We start from the raw sequence: 15,988 nt of genomic DNA on the forward strand, positions 1-15,988 counted from the left end.
TGTGCTTGCGGTCGACAGTCATGCCGTCAATGAGCGAAAATCGTACCATAGGGTGCTGTGAACGAAAAAAAGCAGAAGGGAAGCCCCCTTCTGCTTTTATAGGGAAACACCCGTCCCGATTAGCCCAAGAGCTCTTTTACGCCGTTACGCTCCTCTTCGAGCTCCGCAAGCGTCTTGTTGATCCGTTCTTGCGAAAACGCATCGATCGGCAACCCTTGCACGATTCGGTATTCGCCGTTTTCGCAGACGCAGGGGAAGCCAAAGACGATGCCTTCCGGAATCCCGTACGAACCGTCCGAAGGAACGCCCATGGTCACCCATTCCCCGTTCGAACCCAGCCACCAGTCACGGACATGGTCGATCGCAGCGTTTGCAGCCGACGCTGCTGAAGAGAGGCCACGCGCTTCGATGATCGCGGCACCGCGCTTGCCCACGGTGGGGATGAAGACGTCACGGTTCCACGCTTCGTCGTTGATGAGGTCTTTCACCGATTCGCCGTTCGACGTGCAGAAGCGATAATCGGGGTACATCGTTGGCGAATGGTTGCCCCAGACGGCCAGGTGTTTGAACGAGTCGACCGGACGCCCCGTTTTTTTCGCCAACTGCGCCAGCGCCCGGTTGTGGTCGAGGCGCAGCATCGCAGTGAAGTTTTTCGCCGGCACCCGACCATATTTTTCTGCGGTTTTCATCGCGATGTAGGCATTGGTGTTGCACGGGTTGCCCACCACCAACACTTTGCAGTTCGGGTCGGCGTGCTGTCCGATCGCGGCGCCTTGCACCGTGAAGATTTTGGCGTTTTCTGAGAGCAGGTCTTTGCGTTCCATCCCGGGACCACGCGGTTTTGCGCCGACGAGCAGGGCCACTTGAGCATCTTTGAACGCCACGTTCGGGTCGTCGGTGGCGATCATATCCTTGAGGAGCGGAAACGCGCAGTCCTCGAGCTCCATCATCACCCCGTAGACCGCTTTTTGCGCTTGCGGAAGGTCGAGGAGCTGCAAAATCACCGGTTGGTCGCGACCGAGCATTTCGCCGGCAGCGATGCGGAACAACAGGCTGTAACCGATTTGACCGGCTGCGCCAGTGACGGCGACACGAACAGGGGCTTTGGCCATGGTCTACTCCCTTTTTGCGTGGACAGAATGGAACGAAAACGGTGAATCTACGCTATGATAGGCGGAAGGGGTACCGATGTCAATTGTAACTTATGTCTTATATAAGACACAAGACATAGTAGACAACGCGTTTTTTTTGTGGTCCAATTCGCGCTATGGCACCGTCACCCGCATTCAGTCCCCTCTATCGCCAGATCAAGGCGCTGCTCTTGAAGTCGCTCGAAGCGCGCGAGTGGCGCCCAGGTGAGGCCATTCCCAGCGAGCAAGAGCTCGCGGCGCGGTTTGGTGTCTCGCAAGGTACGGTGCGCAAAGCGATCGATGAGCTCGTTGCGGAAAATCTGCTCGTGCGCAAACAGGGCAAGGGAACGTTCGTTGTCTCGCACAGCGACCCTCGGCAGTTTTATCGTTTCTTGCGCTTGCGGCGCGACGACGGCGAATGGGTGCAGGCCACGAGTGTCCCCATCGATTGTTGGCGCGCCAAAGCGGGGCAAGAGGCCTCCCGGGTCTTACAGATTCCGTTGGGATCGCCGATCGTGATCTTTCGGCGGGTGTTGCGCTTTGCCCAAAAGCCGCTCGTGCTGGACGAGATCTATCTCCCCGGCGATCTCTTTGCGGCGTTTTCGCTCGATGCGCTCAAGGAGTGGCGCGGTTCGCTCTACAGCTTTTTCGAAACCCGGTTCGGTGTGCGCATGGTGCGTGCCGAAGAGCGATTGAAGGCGGTCGCAGCGGACCGGGTGACCGCCGAGGTGCTGGGGGTTGCGGAGCGTTCGCCGCTCCTTTTCGTCGAACGGGTCACCTACACCTACCACGATCGGCCGGTCGAGTGGCGCAAAGGTTTTTATGCTACCGATTCCTACCACTACTACAATGAATTGACCTGAGCGATTTTGGGGGGCGTTCGAATGAGCGCTCGAGTTGTGTAACCTGGGGAGTGACGATGATGCAGACCCAAGTGAAAAAACGGCCAAAATTTCTTGACCTTAGAGAAATTCGGCTGCCGTTGCCCGGGATCGTTTCGATCCTGCACCGCATTAGCGGGGGAGGCCTCTTTCTCTTTTTGCCGTTTTTGATCTATCTCTTCGACCTGAGTTTGACCTCGCCGGAAACGTTCGCCACCTATCAGGCGATCGTCGGGCACTGGTTCGTGAAATTGATCCTGCTCGGGCTCCTCTGGGCCTATCTCCACCACTTTTGCGCCGGGATTCGCTTCTTGCTCCTCGATCTGCACAAAGGGGTCGAGCTGGAACCGGCACGGCAGAGTGCGCGCGTGGTCTTGATGGTGAGTCTGGCGCTCACCGTGATTTTGGGAGTCTGGCTATGGTGAAGCGACTGGTGGTGGGTGCCCATTACGGCATCAAGGATTGGCTGATCCAGCGGATCACGGCCGCCTACATGGCGCTTTATACCGTGATTTTCGCGTTTGCGGCGCTGACGTTGCCAGCGATGACCCATGAACACTGGCAGGCGCTCTTTTCGGGGCGGCTCATGCAGTTGCTCACCTTCCTCTTTTTCGCGTCGCTCTGCTACCACGCGTGGATCGGCGTGCGCGACATTTGGATGGACTACATCAAGCCACTCGGAATCCGGATCGCGCTCCATGTGGCAACCGCACTGTTACTCATCGGCTATCTGGCATGGGTGGCCCGCGTGCTTTGGAGGCTGTAAACGATGAACGTCGAAACGTATACGTTTGATGCCGTGATCGTCGGCGCGGGTGGCGCGGGGCTTCGTGCGGCGTTGCAACTGGCCGAAGCGGGGTTGCGCACCGCGGTGCTGACCAAAGTCTTTCCCACTCGTTCCCATACGGTTGCCGCGCAAGGGGGGGTTGCGGCTTCGCTCGGAAACTCCACTCCTGACCACTGGCACTGGCACATGTACGATACCGTGAAGGGGTCCGACTGGCTCGGCGACCAGGACGCGATCGAATTCATGTGCCGCAAGGCAAACGAAGTCGTGATCGAACTCGAGCACTACGGGATGCCGTTCGACCGCACCGACGAAGGGAAGATCTACCAGCGGCCGTTCGGGGGCCATTCGATGAATTACGGCGAAGCGCCGGTGATGCGCTCCTGCGCTGCGGCAGACCGCACCGGCCATGCGATGTTGCATGCGCTTTATCAGCGCAACGTGCGCGCGCGTACCCAGTTCTTCGTCGAATGGATGGCGCTCGATCTCATCCGTGACCAGGATGGCGATGTGCTGGGCGTCACCGCGATGGAGATGGAGACCGGCAAAGTCGCGATCTTCCACGCGAAAGCGACCATTTTCGCGACCGGCGGCGCGGGACGGATCTACTACTCTTCGACCAACGCGTTCATCAACACGGGTGACGGGTTGGGCATGGCCGCGCGTGCGGGAATTCCGCTCGAAGACATGGAATTCTGGCAGTTCCACCCCACTGGTGTCGCGGGTGCAGGCGTGCTCATCACCGAAGGGGTGCGGGGGGAAGGTGGCATCCTGCGCAACTGCAACGGCGAGCGGTTCATGGAGCGCTACGCGCCGAACCTCAAGGATCTGGCAAGCCGCGACGTCGTCTCGCGCGCGATGGTGACCGAGATCAACGAAGGGCGTGGCTGCGGTCCGAACAAAGACTACGTGCTCTTGGACATCACCCATCTGCCGCCGGAAACGATCCTGAAACGGCTGCCGGGGATTCGCGAGATCGCGATTCAATTCGCTGGGGTCGACCCGATCAACGAACCGATCCCGGTGGTGCCGACCGTGCACTACCAGATGGGCGGCATCCCCACCAACTACAAGGGGCAAGTGGTGGTGCCAAAAGGGGATGACCTCGAGGTGCCGGTGGTCGGCTTCTACGCCGCAGGGGAGTGCGCGTGCGCTTCCGTCCACGGCGCGAACCGCCTTGGCACCAACTCGCTCCTGGACCTCCTGGTCTTCGGCAAAGCGTCGGGTGAGACCGTGATCGAAGACATCCAAAGCGGCAACCTGCGTCTGAAGCCGTTGCCGAAAGATGCGGCCGATCTGTCGCTTGCGCGGATCAATCGCCTCAACACCGCAACGAGCGGCGAGACAGTGGCCGACGTGTTGCTCGACATGCAGCGGACGATGCAAAAGCATGCGGGCGTTTTCCGTTTCGCGCACCTCCTCAAGGAGGGGGTGGCGCGCATCCTGCAGGTCGAGGAACGGGTCAAGCACACCTTCATCAACGACAAGTCGATGGTGTGGAACACCGCGCGCATCGAGGCGCTCGAGCTCGAAAACATGATCGAGGTCGCGAAAGCGACGATGATTTCGGCCGAGGCGCGCAAAGAGTCGCGTGGCGCGCATGTGCGCGACGACTGCCCCGATACGCCGGAATTTCCGAACGGCCGCAACGACAAAGAGTGGCTCAAGCACACGCTGTGGTATCGCGAAGGGAATCGTTTGACTTACAAACCGGTGCATCTCAAGCCGTTGCACCCCGATACCCAGCCGATTGCGCTCGCGAAACGCACCTACTGATTGCGAAGGAGCCTTAGCCATGACCAACCGTGTGGTCCATTTCCGCATCTATCGCTACGACCCGGACAAGGACGAAAAACCGTACATGCAGGAGATCTCGGTCGAAATCGAACCGACCGACAAAAAACTCCTGCAAGCGCTGGTGAAAGTGAAAGCCAAAGACGATTCGCTGGCGTTTCGCCGCTCCTGCCGCGAAGGGGTCTGCGGGTCGGACGCGATGAACATCAATGGCAAGAATGGCTTGGCGTGTCTCACGGACCTCGATTCGCTCGAACAGCCGATCGTCCTGCGTCCGCTGCCTGGTTTGCCGGTGATCCGCGACCTCATCGTCGACATGACGCAGTTCTTCAAGCAGTATCACTCGATTACACCGTACCTCATCAACAACGATCCGCCACCCGAGCGCGAACGGTTGCAGTCGCCGCAGGATCGCGAAGAGTTGAACGGCTTGTACGAGTGCATCCTCTGCGCGTGTTGTTCGACTTCGTGCCCGTCGTTCTGGTGGAACCCGGACAAATTCGTCGGGCCGGCAGGGTTACTCGCGGCATACCGCTTCATCGCCGATACCCGCGACCAGGCAACCAACGAGCGGCTGGACAATTTGAACGATCCGTATCGGTTGTTCCGCTGCCACACGATCATGAACTGTGTCGATGTCTGTCCGAAACACCTCAATCCGACGAAGGCGATCGGCAAGATCAAAGACCTGATGGTCTCGCGGATGGTGTGAGGTGCCGGCGATGGAGAAAGGGCGAATTCGATGGCGGTGCCGCAGGGCGTTGCTCGAGCTCGACCTCGTTTTTCGCCCCTTTCTTGCCGAAGGCTTCGACCAGCTGAGCGATGCCGAGTTGGCGGCGCTGGTCGAAATGCTCGCGCTCGAAGACCACGACCTCTGGCCGATGGTCCATGGCACCAAACCCGCGCCGCGTAGCGATTGGCAAGCGCTGATCGCGAAGATTCAGGCGGCACATCGTCGCCAAACGCAGGAGCTCCTGGGGACACCAGGGGGTGAGACAAACGCATAAAGGAGTGAAGTATCATGACGCAACAACGCACCGCAACGGTGACCATCGACGGTAAAAGCTACGAGTTCCCGATCATGACCCCGACCTACGGGAACGAAGTGATCGATATTCGTAAGCTCGGGTCCGAAGCGAAAGTGTTCACCTATGACCCGGGGTTCCTCTCGACCGCGAGCTGTCGCTCGACCATCACCTATATCGACGGAGAAAAGGGTGAGTTGCTCTACCGCGGTTACCCGATCGAACAGTTGGCCGAACAGTGCTCGTTCCTGGAAGTCGCCTATCTCCTGAAGAAAGGGGAGCTGCCGAAGGCTGACGAACTCGCGAAATTCGAGCGCGACGTGATGCAGCACACGATGCTGCACGACCAGATGAACCACTTCTTCCGGGGCTTCCGGCGCGATGCCCACCCGATGGCCGTGATGGTCGGTGTCGTAGGGGCGCTTTCGGCGTTCTATCACGACGTGATGGACTTCTCCGATCAAGAGCACCGCGATCTTTCGTTCATCCGTCTGATCGCGAAGATGCCGACGATCGTCGCGATGGCCTACAAATACAACATCGGCCATCCCTTCATGTACCCGCGCAACGACCTCGGCTATACCGCGAACTTCCTCCACATGATGTTCGGCACGCCGTGTGAGCGGTACGAGCCGAATCCGGTGCTGGTGCGCGCGATGGACGTGATCTTCACGCTGCACGCCGACCACGAGCAGAACGCATCGACCTCGACGGTGCGCCTTGCGGGCTCCTCCGGCGCGAACCCCTTTGCGTGTATCTCGGCAGGGATCGCCTGCCTGTGGGGGCCGGCGCATGGCGGGGCGAACGAAGCGTGCTTGCGCATGCTCGAAGAGATCGGCGACGTCTCGCGCGTCGGCGAATACATCAAACGTGCGAAAGACAAGAACGATCCGTTCAAGCTCATGGGCTTCGGGCACCGCGTCTACAAGAACTACGATCCGCGCGCGAAGCTGATGCGCAAGATCTGCCACGAAGTTTTGGGCGAACTGGGGCTCGAAAACGACCGGCTCTTCAAATTGGCGATGGCGCTCGAGAAAATCGCGCTCGAGGACGAATACTTCGTCGAGAAGAAACTCTACCCCAACGTCGATTTTTACTCTGGGATCGTGCAGCGTGCGATCGGTATCCCCACTTCGATGTTTACCTGCATCTTCGCGCTCGCGCGTGCGGTGGGTTGGTATGTGCAGTGGGAAGAGATGATCACCGACCCCGAATACAAGATCGGACGTCCGCGGCAGCTCTACGTCGGTTCGCCGCGCCGCGACGTCGTTCCGATGAGTGAGCGGTGATGCCAGACGAACCCAGGAGAAGAACGCCGTTTGACGGTTGACGACAAGGCGCCGCCCGCTGGGGGGCGCCTTGTGCCTTTTGTGTAACCAGGGAAGTGACGCAACGAGAGAGACCTGCCATGTATCGTGATTTTTTGGCGAACTCCGCCCTTTTTGGCAGCAACGCCCCGTTCGTGGAAGCGCTCTACGAACATTTCCTCGCCGACCCGATGTCGGTTCCGGAAACGTGGCGCGCCTATTTCGAACAGATTCGTGCCCAAGGACCGCAAGTGGAAGAGCGGCCCCATTCGCCGATCGTCGCCGCGTTCGAGCAGCTCGGGCGGATGGGCCCGGTCCGCTTCGTCAAAACGGGCTCGGATGATGGGCAGTACCAGGTGGCGACGCTGCAGCTCATCAACGCCCACCGCTTCATGGGGCACCGCATCGCCGATCTCGACCCGCTGAAGCGCTTCGAAAAACCGGCGGTTGCCGAGCTCGAACCTTCGACCTATGGCTTTACCGAAGCGGACCTCAACCGCGAATTCAACGTCGGTTCGTTCCAGGGGTTGGGGAAACAGACCGGGACGCTGCGTGAGATCCTCGACGCGCTGCGGCAAACCTACTGCAGCACCATCGGCGTCGAATATATGTACCTCACCAGCACCGCGGAAAAGCGGTGGCTGCAGGCGCGTATGGAGCCGATCCGCAACCGGCCGAAGTTCGACGCCGACCAGAAGAAGCGGATCTTGGAGCGGTTGACCGCGGCAGAGACCTTGGAGCGTTACCTCCACACCCGTTATGTCGGTCAGAAACGGTTCTCCCTCGAAGGGGGCGAATCGGCGATCGTCGCGCTCGACGAAGCCATTCGTACTGCCGGGCGGAACGGGGCGCAAGAGATCGTGATCGGGATGGCCCACCGGGGGCGGCTCAACGTACTCGTCAATGTGCTCGGGAAGTCTCCAAAAATGCTCTTCGACGAGTTCGAAGGGAAGAAGGCCTCCGACCTCTCATCGGGTGACGTCAAATACCACATGGGTTTTTCGAGCGACGTCTTGACCCCGGGTGGTCCGGTCCATCTCTCGTTGGCGTTCAACCCGTCACACCTCGAAATCGTGAACCCTGTGGTCTTGGGGTCGGTCTATGCGCGGCAAGTGCGGCGTGGCACTCCGACTGCGAAAGACGAAGTGTTGCCGATCCTCATCCATGGAGACGCTGCGGTTGCGGGGCAGGGGGTCAACCAAGAGGTGCTCAACTTCTCGCAAACGCGGGGTTATGGCGTGGGTGGCACGGTCCATATCGTGATCAACAACCAGATCGGGTTTACCACCTCGGACCCACGCGATTTGCGATCGACCACCTACTGCACCGACGTCTTCAAGATGGTCGAAGCGCCGATCTTCCACGTCAATGGCGACGACCCGGAAGCGGTAGCGTTCGTCACGCAGCTTGCGCTCGAATTCCGCAAGGAGTTCAAGAAAGATGTCGTGATCGACATCGTCTGCTTCCGGAAACTCGGTCACAACGAGCAGGATGAACCGGCGGTGACGCAACCGCTGATGTACCGCAAGGTACGGCAGCATCCGGGTACACGCGCACGCTATGCCGAAAAACTGGTGCAAGAGGGGGTGATTCCGCAAGACGAACCCGACGCGTTCATCGCCCGCTATCGCGACGCACTCGATCGTGGTGAATTGTTGTATAACCCAGTGGTCAATAACGTCGTGCGCAAACACGCGGTCGATTGGACGCCGTTCCTTGGTCAGCCCTATACCGACGAGTGCGACACCGCAATCCCCGTTTCCGAAGTCGAACGTCTTGCGGAACGACTGACGGCCATTCCTGAAGGGTTTGCACTCCACCCGCGGGTGCAGAAGATCATCGAAGACCGCAAAGCGATGGGGCGCGGCGAAATTCCGGCCGACTGGGGGTTTGGGGAAAACCTGGCGTATGCGTCGCTCGTCGCGCAAGGATTTGGCATTCGCCTCTCCGGGGAAGACGTGGGGCGCGGCACTTTCTTCCACCGCCATGCGGTGTTGCACGACCAGAATCGCGAGCGCTGGGACGCCGGTACCTATGTGCCGCTGCAGAATATCCAGGAGGGGCAAGGGCCGTTTTACGTGTTCGATTCCACCCTCTCGGAAGAAGGGACGCTCGGTTTCGATTACGGCTATTCGCTCACCGAACCGAACCAACTGACGATCTGGGAAGCGCAGTTCGGGGATTTCGCCAACGGCGCGCAGGTCGTGATCGACCAGTTCATCTCTTCGGCCGAATCGAAGTGGGGACGACTGAGCGGCATCACCCTGTTGTTGCCACACGGCTACGAAGGGCAGGGGCCGGAGCACTCCTCGGCGCGCATCGAGCGCTACCTCCAGCTTTCGGCCGAGCTCAACTGGCAGGTGTGCCAACCCACCACCGCAGCGCAAATCTTCCATCTGCTGCGTCGGCAGATGCTGCGCCGGCTCCGCAAACCGTTGGTCGTTTTCACGCCGAAGTCGCTATTGCGCTTGAAAGAAGCGGCGTCGCCGCGTGAGGCCTTCACCCAAGGGGGCTTTCAGACGGTGATCGGCGAGGTCGAAGACCTCAATCCGAAGAAGGTGAAACGGGTACTCTTCTGTTCGGGTAAGGTCTATTACGAACTCGCCGCGTATCGCCGAGAGAAAGGGGTCGAGGACGTCGCGATCATTCGGCTCGAGCAGTTCTATCCCTTCCCGGCGAAAGCGCTCGAGGCGGCGCTCGCGCCCTTTACCCAGTTGAAAGAGTACGTCTGGGTGCAAGAGGAGCCCCGCAACCAGGGCGCATGGTACTGGCTGCTGTCGCGTCAGCATCTCGACAACATGCTCGGGAAAGGCAAGCGGCTGCTCCTCGTGGCACGGCCGGCTTCGTCGTCGCCCGCGGTCGGGTACCTCGCCAAACACGTCCAGCAACAGAAAGCCCTCATCGAAAACGCCTTTGGACCCATCGACGCCTAATAAAAGAGGAGAGTCACCATGTTGATCGAAGTGAAAGTTCCGCAATTGTCCGAATCGGTTTCTGAAGCCTCGCTGGTCACCTGGCACAAGAAGGAGGGGGAAGCGGTCAAGCGCGACGAAAACCTGGTCGATATCGAAACCGACAAAGTGGTGCTCGAAACGCCAGCACCTGCTGATGGCGTGCTGGTGCGCATCATCAAAAAAGATGGTGAGGCGGTGACCTCGGGTGAAGTGATTGCCGAAATCGACACCGAAGCCCAAGCGGCAGCCACCACCGACGCCGTTTCGGCTGAGCCCGCAGCAGCACCCGCTGCGGCGCCTGCTCCATCAGTACCGGCGGCCGAGCCTGCGGCAGCTGCGCCTGCTGCCGCTGCGCCTGCTGCCGCGGGTGTTGCCAGTCCCGCCGCGCGCAAGATCCTCGAAGAGAAGGGGCTCTCGGCGACCGACGTGACCGGAACGGGCCGTGGGGGGCGTGTCACCAAAGAGGACGCGCTTCAAGCTGCGCCGAAGGCAGCAGCGGCGGCGCCTGTAGCGGCGCCGGTCGCGGCGATGCCGGCGGGCGAGCGTCCTGAGCAGCGGGTTCCGATGACCAAAATCCGCAAGCGGATCGCGGAGCGCTTGCTGCAGTCGAAGCAAGAGACCGCGATGCTCACCACCTTCAACGAAGTGAACATGTTGCCGGTGATCGAACTGCGCAAGAAGTACGGTGAGCAGTTCGAGAAAGAGTACGGCGTGCGGCTGGGTTTCATGAGCTTCTTCGTGAAAGCGGCGTGCGCAGCGCTCAAAAAATTCCCGATCCTCAACGCGTCGGTCGACGGCGACGACATCATCTACCACGGTTATATCGACATCGGTATCGCGGTGGGGTCGCCACGCGGATTGGTCGTGCCGATTCTCCGTGACGCGGATCAAATGAGTTTTGCCGAAATCGAAAAGAAAATCGCCGAATTCGGGCAACGGGCGAAAGATGGACGGCTCACCGTGGAAGAGCTCACCGGCGGTACCTTCTCGATCTCCAACGGGGGGGTTTTCGGTTCGATGCTCTCGACGCCGATCATCAACCCGCCGCAGTCGGCGATCCTGGGGATTCACGCCACCAAGGATCGCCCAGTGGTCGAGAACGGTCAGATCGTGATTCGCCCGATCAACTACTTGGCGCTTTCGTATGACCACCGCATCATCGACGGGCGCGAAGCCGTACTCGGGCTCAGAACCATCAAAGAGGCGCTGGAAGATCCAGCACGCCTCCTTCTCAACCTCTAAAAGCCAGCGGGGCCAACACCAAGACAGGGAGTGAACAACAATGAGCCAACCATCAGAGCAGTATGACGTGCTTGTGATCGGCGGTGGGCCAGGCGGTTACGTGGCCGCGATTCGTGCGGCGCAGCTCGGCTTCAAGACCGCGTGCTGTGAGTCGAACCCGTACGACGACCCGAAAGGGGAACCGCGCCTTGGGGGGACGTGCCTCAACGTCGGTTGCATTCCGTCGAAGGCGCTGCTGCACACCTCGCATCTTTTTGAACTCGCGGCGCACGACTTCAGCGCCCAAGGGATCGAGGTCGGCGCGCCCAAGATCGACGTTCCGAAGATGATCGCACGTAAAGACGCGATCGTCACGCAACTCACTCAAGGAATCAAAGGGCTTTTTCGCAAGAACAAGGTGACGCTGCTCCCTGGCCACGGTCGGTTCGTTGGCCGTGAAGGCGACACATGGCGCGTCGCGGTGGGCGAAAAAACCGTCGCGGCAACCCACGTGATCGTCGCAACAGGATCGAAAGCGCGCCATCTGCCCAATATCCCCGTGGATAACCAGGTGATTTGCGACAACGTTGGGGCGCTGAAGCTCCAAGCCGTGCCGAAGAAGCTTGCGATCATCGGTGCGGGTGTGATCGGTCTCGAGATGGGGTCGGTGTGGCGGCGCCTCGGCTCGGAGGTGACGATCCTCGAAGCGGCACCGCAATTTCTTGCCGCCGCCGACCCAGAGATCGCGAAAGAGGCGCAGAAATTGCTCACCAAGCAGGGGCTCTCGTTCGCGTTCGGCGTCACGATCGACGGCGCCGAAGTCGAAGGGGACGGCGTGGTGATCCGCTACCGCACCGCCGACGGCGCGGAACAGCGGCTCGCAGCCGATCGGCTGATCGTCTCGGTGGGACGGGTTCCGAACACCGACGGGCTCGACGCCGACAAAGTGGGTTTGACGGTCAATGAACGGGGACAGATCGTCGTCGATGACCATTGCCGCACCAATTTGCCCAACGTCTGGGCGATCGGGGACGTCGTCCGTGGGCCGATGCTCGCCCATAAGGCGATGGAAGAAGGGGTGATGGTCGCGGAGCGGATCGCTGGGCAGGCGGGCCACGTCAATTACGACGCAATCCCTTGGGTGATCTACACCGAGCCTGAAATCGCCTGGGTCGGCAAAACCGAAACGGAGCTCAAAGCAGCTGGCGTCGACTATCGTGCGGGCAAAATTCCCTTCTTGGCGAACGGCCGCGCGCTGGGCATGGGGGCCGGATATGGGTTCGTCAAGATGCTCGCCGACGCCAAAACCGACCGCATCTTGGGGGTCCATATCATCGGCCCGAATGCGTCCGAACTGATCGCCGAAGCGGTGGTCGCGCTCGAGTTTGGCGCCGCAGCCGAAGATCTGGCGCGGATCTGCCATGCCCACCCGACCCTCTCCGAGGTGGTGCATGAAGCGGCGCTTGCCGTCGACAAGCGACCGCTCCACTTCTAAATGGATAGGCCATCGGTTCAACCACCCCGCACCGCGCCCGGTGCGGGGGCAGGGCCGTTGCTTGCCGCGTACGACGCGGCGATCGCTACCCGCGGCTACCAACCAGACCCAGCGCAGAAAGCAGCGCTTCAACGGTTACAGCAATTGGCCGACGCGTTGTGCGCGCACTCGGCGCAAGACGACGATCGGGTAGCATCCGGGCAGCAAACGCAGGGTGGCGCAGCGGCGCCTGCGTCTGGAATCAAGCGGCTCTTAGGCAAACTCTTCGGGCGCAGCGGCGCGGTGGAGTCCCTTGCGCCCGCCCCGGTGGCAGCGAACCAAACCCCTAAGAGCGTCTATCTCTGGGGTGGTGTCGGGCGGGGAAAGAGTTTCCTGATGGACCTCTTCTTTGCCAATGTCCCCTTTGCGCGCAAGCGTCGGGTCCATTTCCACGCCTTCATGCAAGAGACGCATGAACGGCTGAAACGGCACAAAAAGCAACCCGATCCGTTGCGTCTGGTCGCGGCAGAAATCCTCGAGACGGCGCAGTTGCTCTGTTTCGACGAATTTCACGTCAGTGACATCGCCGACGCGATGATCCTTGGGCGGCTCCTCGATGCGCTCTGGGCGCAGGGCGCCGTGCTCGTGATGACCAGCAATTACCACCCAGACGGGCTCTATCCCAATGGTCTGATGCGGGTCAATTTCCTCCCGACGATCGAGCGCATCAAAGCGATGTGCGACGTGATCGAGGTCGATAGCGGGACCGACTACCGGTTGCGGACGCTCGAGAACGTCGATCTCTATCTGACGCCGCTGACGCCGGAAAACGACGCGAAACTCGCTGCCGACTTCCAAGCGTTGACCGGAGCATCACCGCAACCCGGAACGATCACTCTGTTCGAGCGGACGATCCCCACGCGCGGCAATGCCGCAGGGGTGATCTGGTTCGATTTTGCCGCGCTCTGTGACGGGCCGCGCGGACAAGCCGACTATCTCGCGATTGCCAACGAGTACCATACGGTGATCCTCTCGAACGTTCCGGCGATGTCCCCGGCGCAGGCCGAAGCGGCGCGCCGCTTTACGTGGCTCATCGACGTTCTGTACGACCACCGAGTGAAATTGATCGTCTCCGCGGCGGTCGAACCGTACGACCTCTATCCGGAAGGGCGAAACGCGAACGAGTTCGCGCGCACCGTCTCGCGCCTCTTGGAGATGCGTACCCGAGCGTACCTCGAAGCGGCGCACGCCAGCGACTGATCGCGCAGGGTCTCTTCTGGCACAATACCGGGCATGGTGCCGGAAAAAGCCCTGCCGGAGATCGATGCGCCCGCCACGAGCGCGCACGCCTCAACCCCGGACGCGTGGGTCGATGCGGTGCGCGCGCTTTTTGCGCCTTCGGGGCGGCTTGCGCAGAAACTCCCCGATTTTGTCCTGCGTGCGGCACAACAAGAGATGGCGGAGGCGGTCGCGCACGCGATCGCCACACGCGCCATCCTGGTTGCCGAAGCGGGCACCGGTACCGGCAAGACCTTCGCCTATTTGGCCCCGGCTCTCCTTTCCGGCAGGCGAACCTTGGTGTCGACGGGTACCCGTACTTTGCAAGATCAGCTCTATCACCGTGACCTGCCGCGGCTCACCGCGGCGCTCGGCGTACCTGTCAAACGCGCCCTCCTCAAAGGGCGCAATAACTATGTCTGTTGGTTTCATCTCGAGCGCAATCTCGAAGAAGGGCGCTTCCTAGAGCCGGAAACCGGTGGCTGGTTGCGCGAAATCCGCCGCTTTGCGCGGCACAGCCGAAGCGGGGACAAGAGCGAATGTGCTACGGTGCCCGAAAATGCGCCGGCTTGGTCCTACGCCACCTCGACGCGCGACAACTGCGTCGGCAGCGAATGCCCCCATTTCGACGACTGCTTCGTCTTCCGCGCACGCCGCGAAGCGCTCGATGCCGAATTGGTCGTCGTCAACCACCACCTCTTTTTCTCCGATCAGCAGATCAAAGAGGAGGGTGTTGCCGGGCTTTTGCCAGCGTGTGACGTGGTGATCTTCGACGAAGCGCACCAGCTTCCCGACCTGCTCCCCCATTACTACGGCGAGTCGGTGTCGACCTTCGAAGCATTGCGTCTCGCCCACGATGCGCGCGTTGAGTTGGCGACGCTGGGCGGTGATTTCCGTGACGGCGTGGCGGTGGTCGACCGCTTCGAAAAGACGACCCGGGACGTGCGTTTGGCGTTGCCACTCACCGGGACGCTGCGAGGGACGATCGCCGATCTGCCAGATAGCGCCCCTTTCGTCGCAGCGCTCGTCACTTGGCAAGCGGCGGCGTCGGCGGTGCATCAGGCGCTTGCGGCGGTTGCCGAACGCACCGAACTGTTGGCGAAGCTCGCGGAGAAGGCCAAACGGTTAGCCCGCGCGCTCGACACCTGGCAACAGGCCGCACCGACAGGAAACGGTGAAGAGGTGTTCTGGTTCGACGCCAGCGCGCACCATCTGACGCTCAACCGCACACCTCTTACTGCAACCGAAGCGGTGCGGGATCTGATCGCCGCGTCGCCCGCGGCGTGGATCTTCACCTCGGCTACCCTCACCGTCGGGGGGCGGTTCGACCATTTCCGGCATCAGATGGGGCTTACCCGCATCACCGAAAAACCGAGCACGGCGGCGCGGTGGGAAAGCCCGTTCGACTACCGAAGGCAGGCGCTCTTGATCGTTCCCGACGCGATTCCCGAACCGAACGCAGCCGGGCATCGCGAAGCGGTCGCTCAGGTGGCGCGGCGGCTTGCCACCGCTGCGAACGGACGGACGCTCGTGTTGTGCACGGCGCTTGCCGCGATGCGCGCGGTGGCCGAAACGCTGCGCACCCAGGGCGGGACCGACGACGCACCGTTCGTGGTGCTCACCCAAGGAGACGCCCCCAAAGAGACGCTGCTCGCGCGCTTTACCACGACGCCACGCGCTGTGCTCGTCGCCAGCCACAGTTTTTGGGAAGGGGTCGATGTCGTGGGCGAAGCGCTCTCGGTGGTGGTGATCGACCGCTTGCCGTTCGCACCGCCCAACGAGCCGCTCCTAGCGGCCCAGATTGCGCGGATGAAACGCGCGGGCAGCGATCCTTTCCTCACCCTCCAAGTGCCGCGCGCCGCGACGCTCTTGCAGCAGGGAGCGGGGCGGTTGGTGCGCAGCGAACGGGACCATGGCGTACTTTGCATTTGTGATGTGCGTTTGGCAACCCGTGGTTATGGCAAGGTTCTGTGGTCGAGCCTGCCCCCGTTCCGCCGCAGTCGCTCGCTCGCGGTCGCGGAAAATTTCTTGCGCACCCTGTTCCCGGAGCCGCGTGAAACGGCGGCACCAAGCGGCGTTCACTCCGACGGCGCGCCCTGAGCGCCTTCCCGCTGCCTCCTTTTTCCGCTATCCTTAT

At 61.1% G+C, this 15,988-nt stretch carries 13 protein-coding genes; 12 read left to right on the forward strand and 1 reads right to left on the reverse strand.

Annotated elements, in window-relative coordinates:
- Positions 1–119: 119 nt before the first annotated feature.
- A complete protein-coding gene (locus tag KUL93_RS02965; RefSeq protein ID WP_217125630.1) occupies positions 120–1,112 on the reverse strand; it encodes a malate dehydrogenase in 993 nt (330 codons plus the stop codon).
- Positions 1,113–1,267: 155 nt separating this feature from the next.
- On the opposite strand from KUL93_RS02965, the gene KUL93_RS02970 reads away from it, so the two are divergent.
- From KUL93_RS02970 to yoaA, 12 genes are all read left to right on the forward strand, one after another.
- A complete protein-coding gene (locus KUL93_RS02970) occupies positions 1,268–1,993 on the forward strand; it encodes a GntR family transcriptional regulator (RefSeq protein WP_217125631.1) in 726 nt (241 codons plus the stop codon).
- Positions 1,994–2,049: 56 nt separating this feature from the next.
- Entirely contained in the window at positions 2,050–2,436 is a 387-nt protein-coding gene (sdhC, locus tag KUL93_RS02975; protein ID WP_217125632.1) for a succinate dehydrogenase, cytochrome b556 subunit, read from the forward strand.
- On the forward strand, positions 2,430–2,777 hold the full coding sequence (gene sdhD, locus KUL93_RS02980) for a succinate dehydrogenase, hydrophobic membrane anchor protein (protein WP_217125633.1): 348 nt from the start codon (positions 2,430–2,432) through the stop codon (positions 2,775–2,777). Before sdhC ends, sdhD begins: the two co-directional genes overlap by 7 nt.
- A gap of 3 nt (positions 2,778–2,780) precedes the next feature.
- The gene (gene sdhA / locus KUL93_RS02985) at positions 2,781–4,574 is read left to right on the forward strand and encodes a succinate dehydrogenase flavoprotein subunit (protein ID WP_217125634.1); all 1,794 of its coding nucleotides are present in this window, start codon (positions 2,781–2,783) and stop codon (positions 4,572–4,574) included.
- 19 nt (positions 4,575–4,593) lie between these two features.
- Positions 4,594–5,304: a succinate dehydrogenase iron-sulfur subunit gene (locus KUL93_RS02990; protein ID WP_217125635.1), complete on the forward strand. Its 711-nt coding sequence runs from the start codon at positions 4,594–4,596 to the stop codon at positions 5,302–5,304.
- 10 nt (positions 5,305–5,314) lie between these two features.
- Positions 5,315–5,599 (forward strand): FAD assembly factor SdhE, encoded by a 285-nt coding sequence (locus tag KUL93_RS02995; protein ID WP_217125636.1) that lies wholly within the window; start codon positions 5,315–5,317, stop codon positions 5,597–5,599.
- A 14-nt stretch (positions 5,600–5,613) separates the two neighbouring features.
- Positions 5,614–6,906, forward strand: coding sequence for a citrate synthase (gene gltA / locus KUL93_RS03000; protein WP_217125637.1), 1,293 nt, complete (start codon positions 5,614–5,616; stop codon positions 6,904–6,906).
- Positions 6,907–7,025: 119 nt separating this feature from the next.
- Positions 7,026–9,857 carry a 2-oxoglutarate dehydrogenase E1 component gene (locus tag KUL93_RS03005; RefSeq protein WP_217125638.1) on the forward strand — a complete coding sequence of 944 codons (2,832 nt, stop codon included), beginning with the start codon at positions 7,026–7,028 and terminating at the stop codon, positions 9,855–9,857.
- An 18-nt stretch (positions 9,858–9,875) separates the two neighbouring features.
- Positions 9,876–11,120 (forward strand): 2-oxoglutarate dehydrogenase complex dihydrolipoyllysine-residue succinyltransferase, encoded by a 1,245-nt coding sequence (gene odhB / locus KUL93_RS03010; RefSeq protein ID WP_217125639.1) that lies wholly within the window; start codon positions 9,876–9,878, stop codon positions 11,118–11,120.
- Positions 11,121–11,160: 40 nt separating this feature from the next.
- Positions 11,161–12,594, forward strand: coding sequence for a dihydrolipoyl dehydrogenase (gene lpdA / locus KUL93_RS03015; protein WP_217125640.1), 1,434 nt, complete (start codon positions 11,161–11,163; stop codon positions 12,592–12,594).
- Positions 12,595–13,833, forward strand: a complete 1,239-nt coding sequence (gene zapE / locus KUL93_RS03020) for a cell division protein ZapE (RefSeq protein ID WP_217125641.1) — start codon at positions 12,595–12,597, stop codon at positions 13,831–13,833. It abuts the gene before it with no gap.
- Between the two features lie 33 nt (positions 13,834–13,866).
- The gene (gene yoaA, locus KUL93_RS03025; RefSeq protein ID WP_217125642.1) at positions 13,867–15,951 is read left to right on the forward strand and encodes a DNA repair helicase YoaA; all 2,085 of its coding nucleotides are present in this window, start codon (positions 13,867–13,869) and stop codon (positions 15,949–15,951) included.
- Positions 15,952–15,988: the final 37 nt, after the last annotated feature.

Source organism: Hydrogenophilus thiooxidans, assembly GCF_019049855.1.
Lineage (GTDB): Bacteria > Pseudomonadota > Gammaproteobacteria > Burkholderiales > Rhodocyclaceae > Hydrogenophilus > Hydrogenophilus thiooxidans.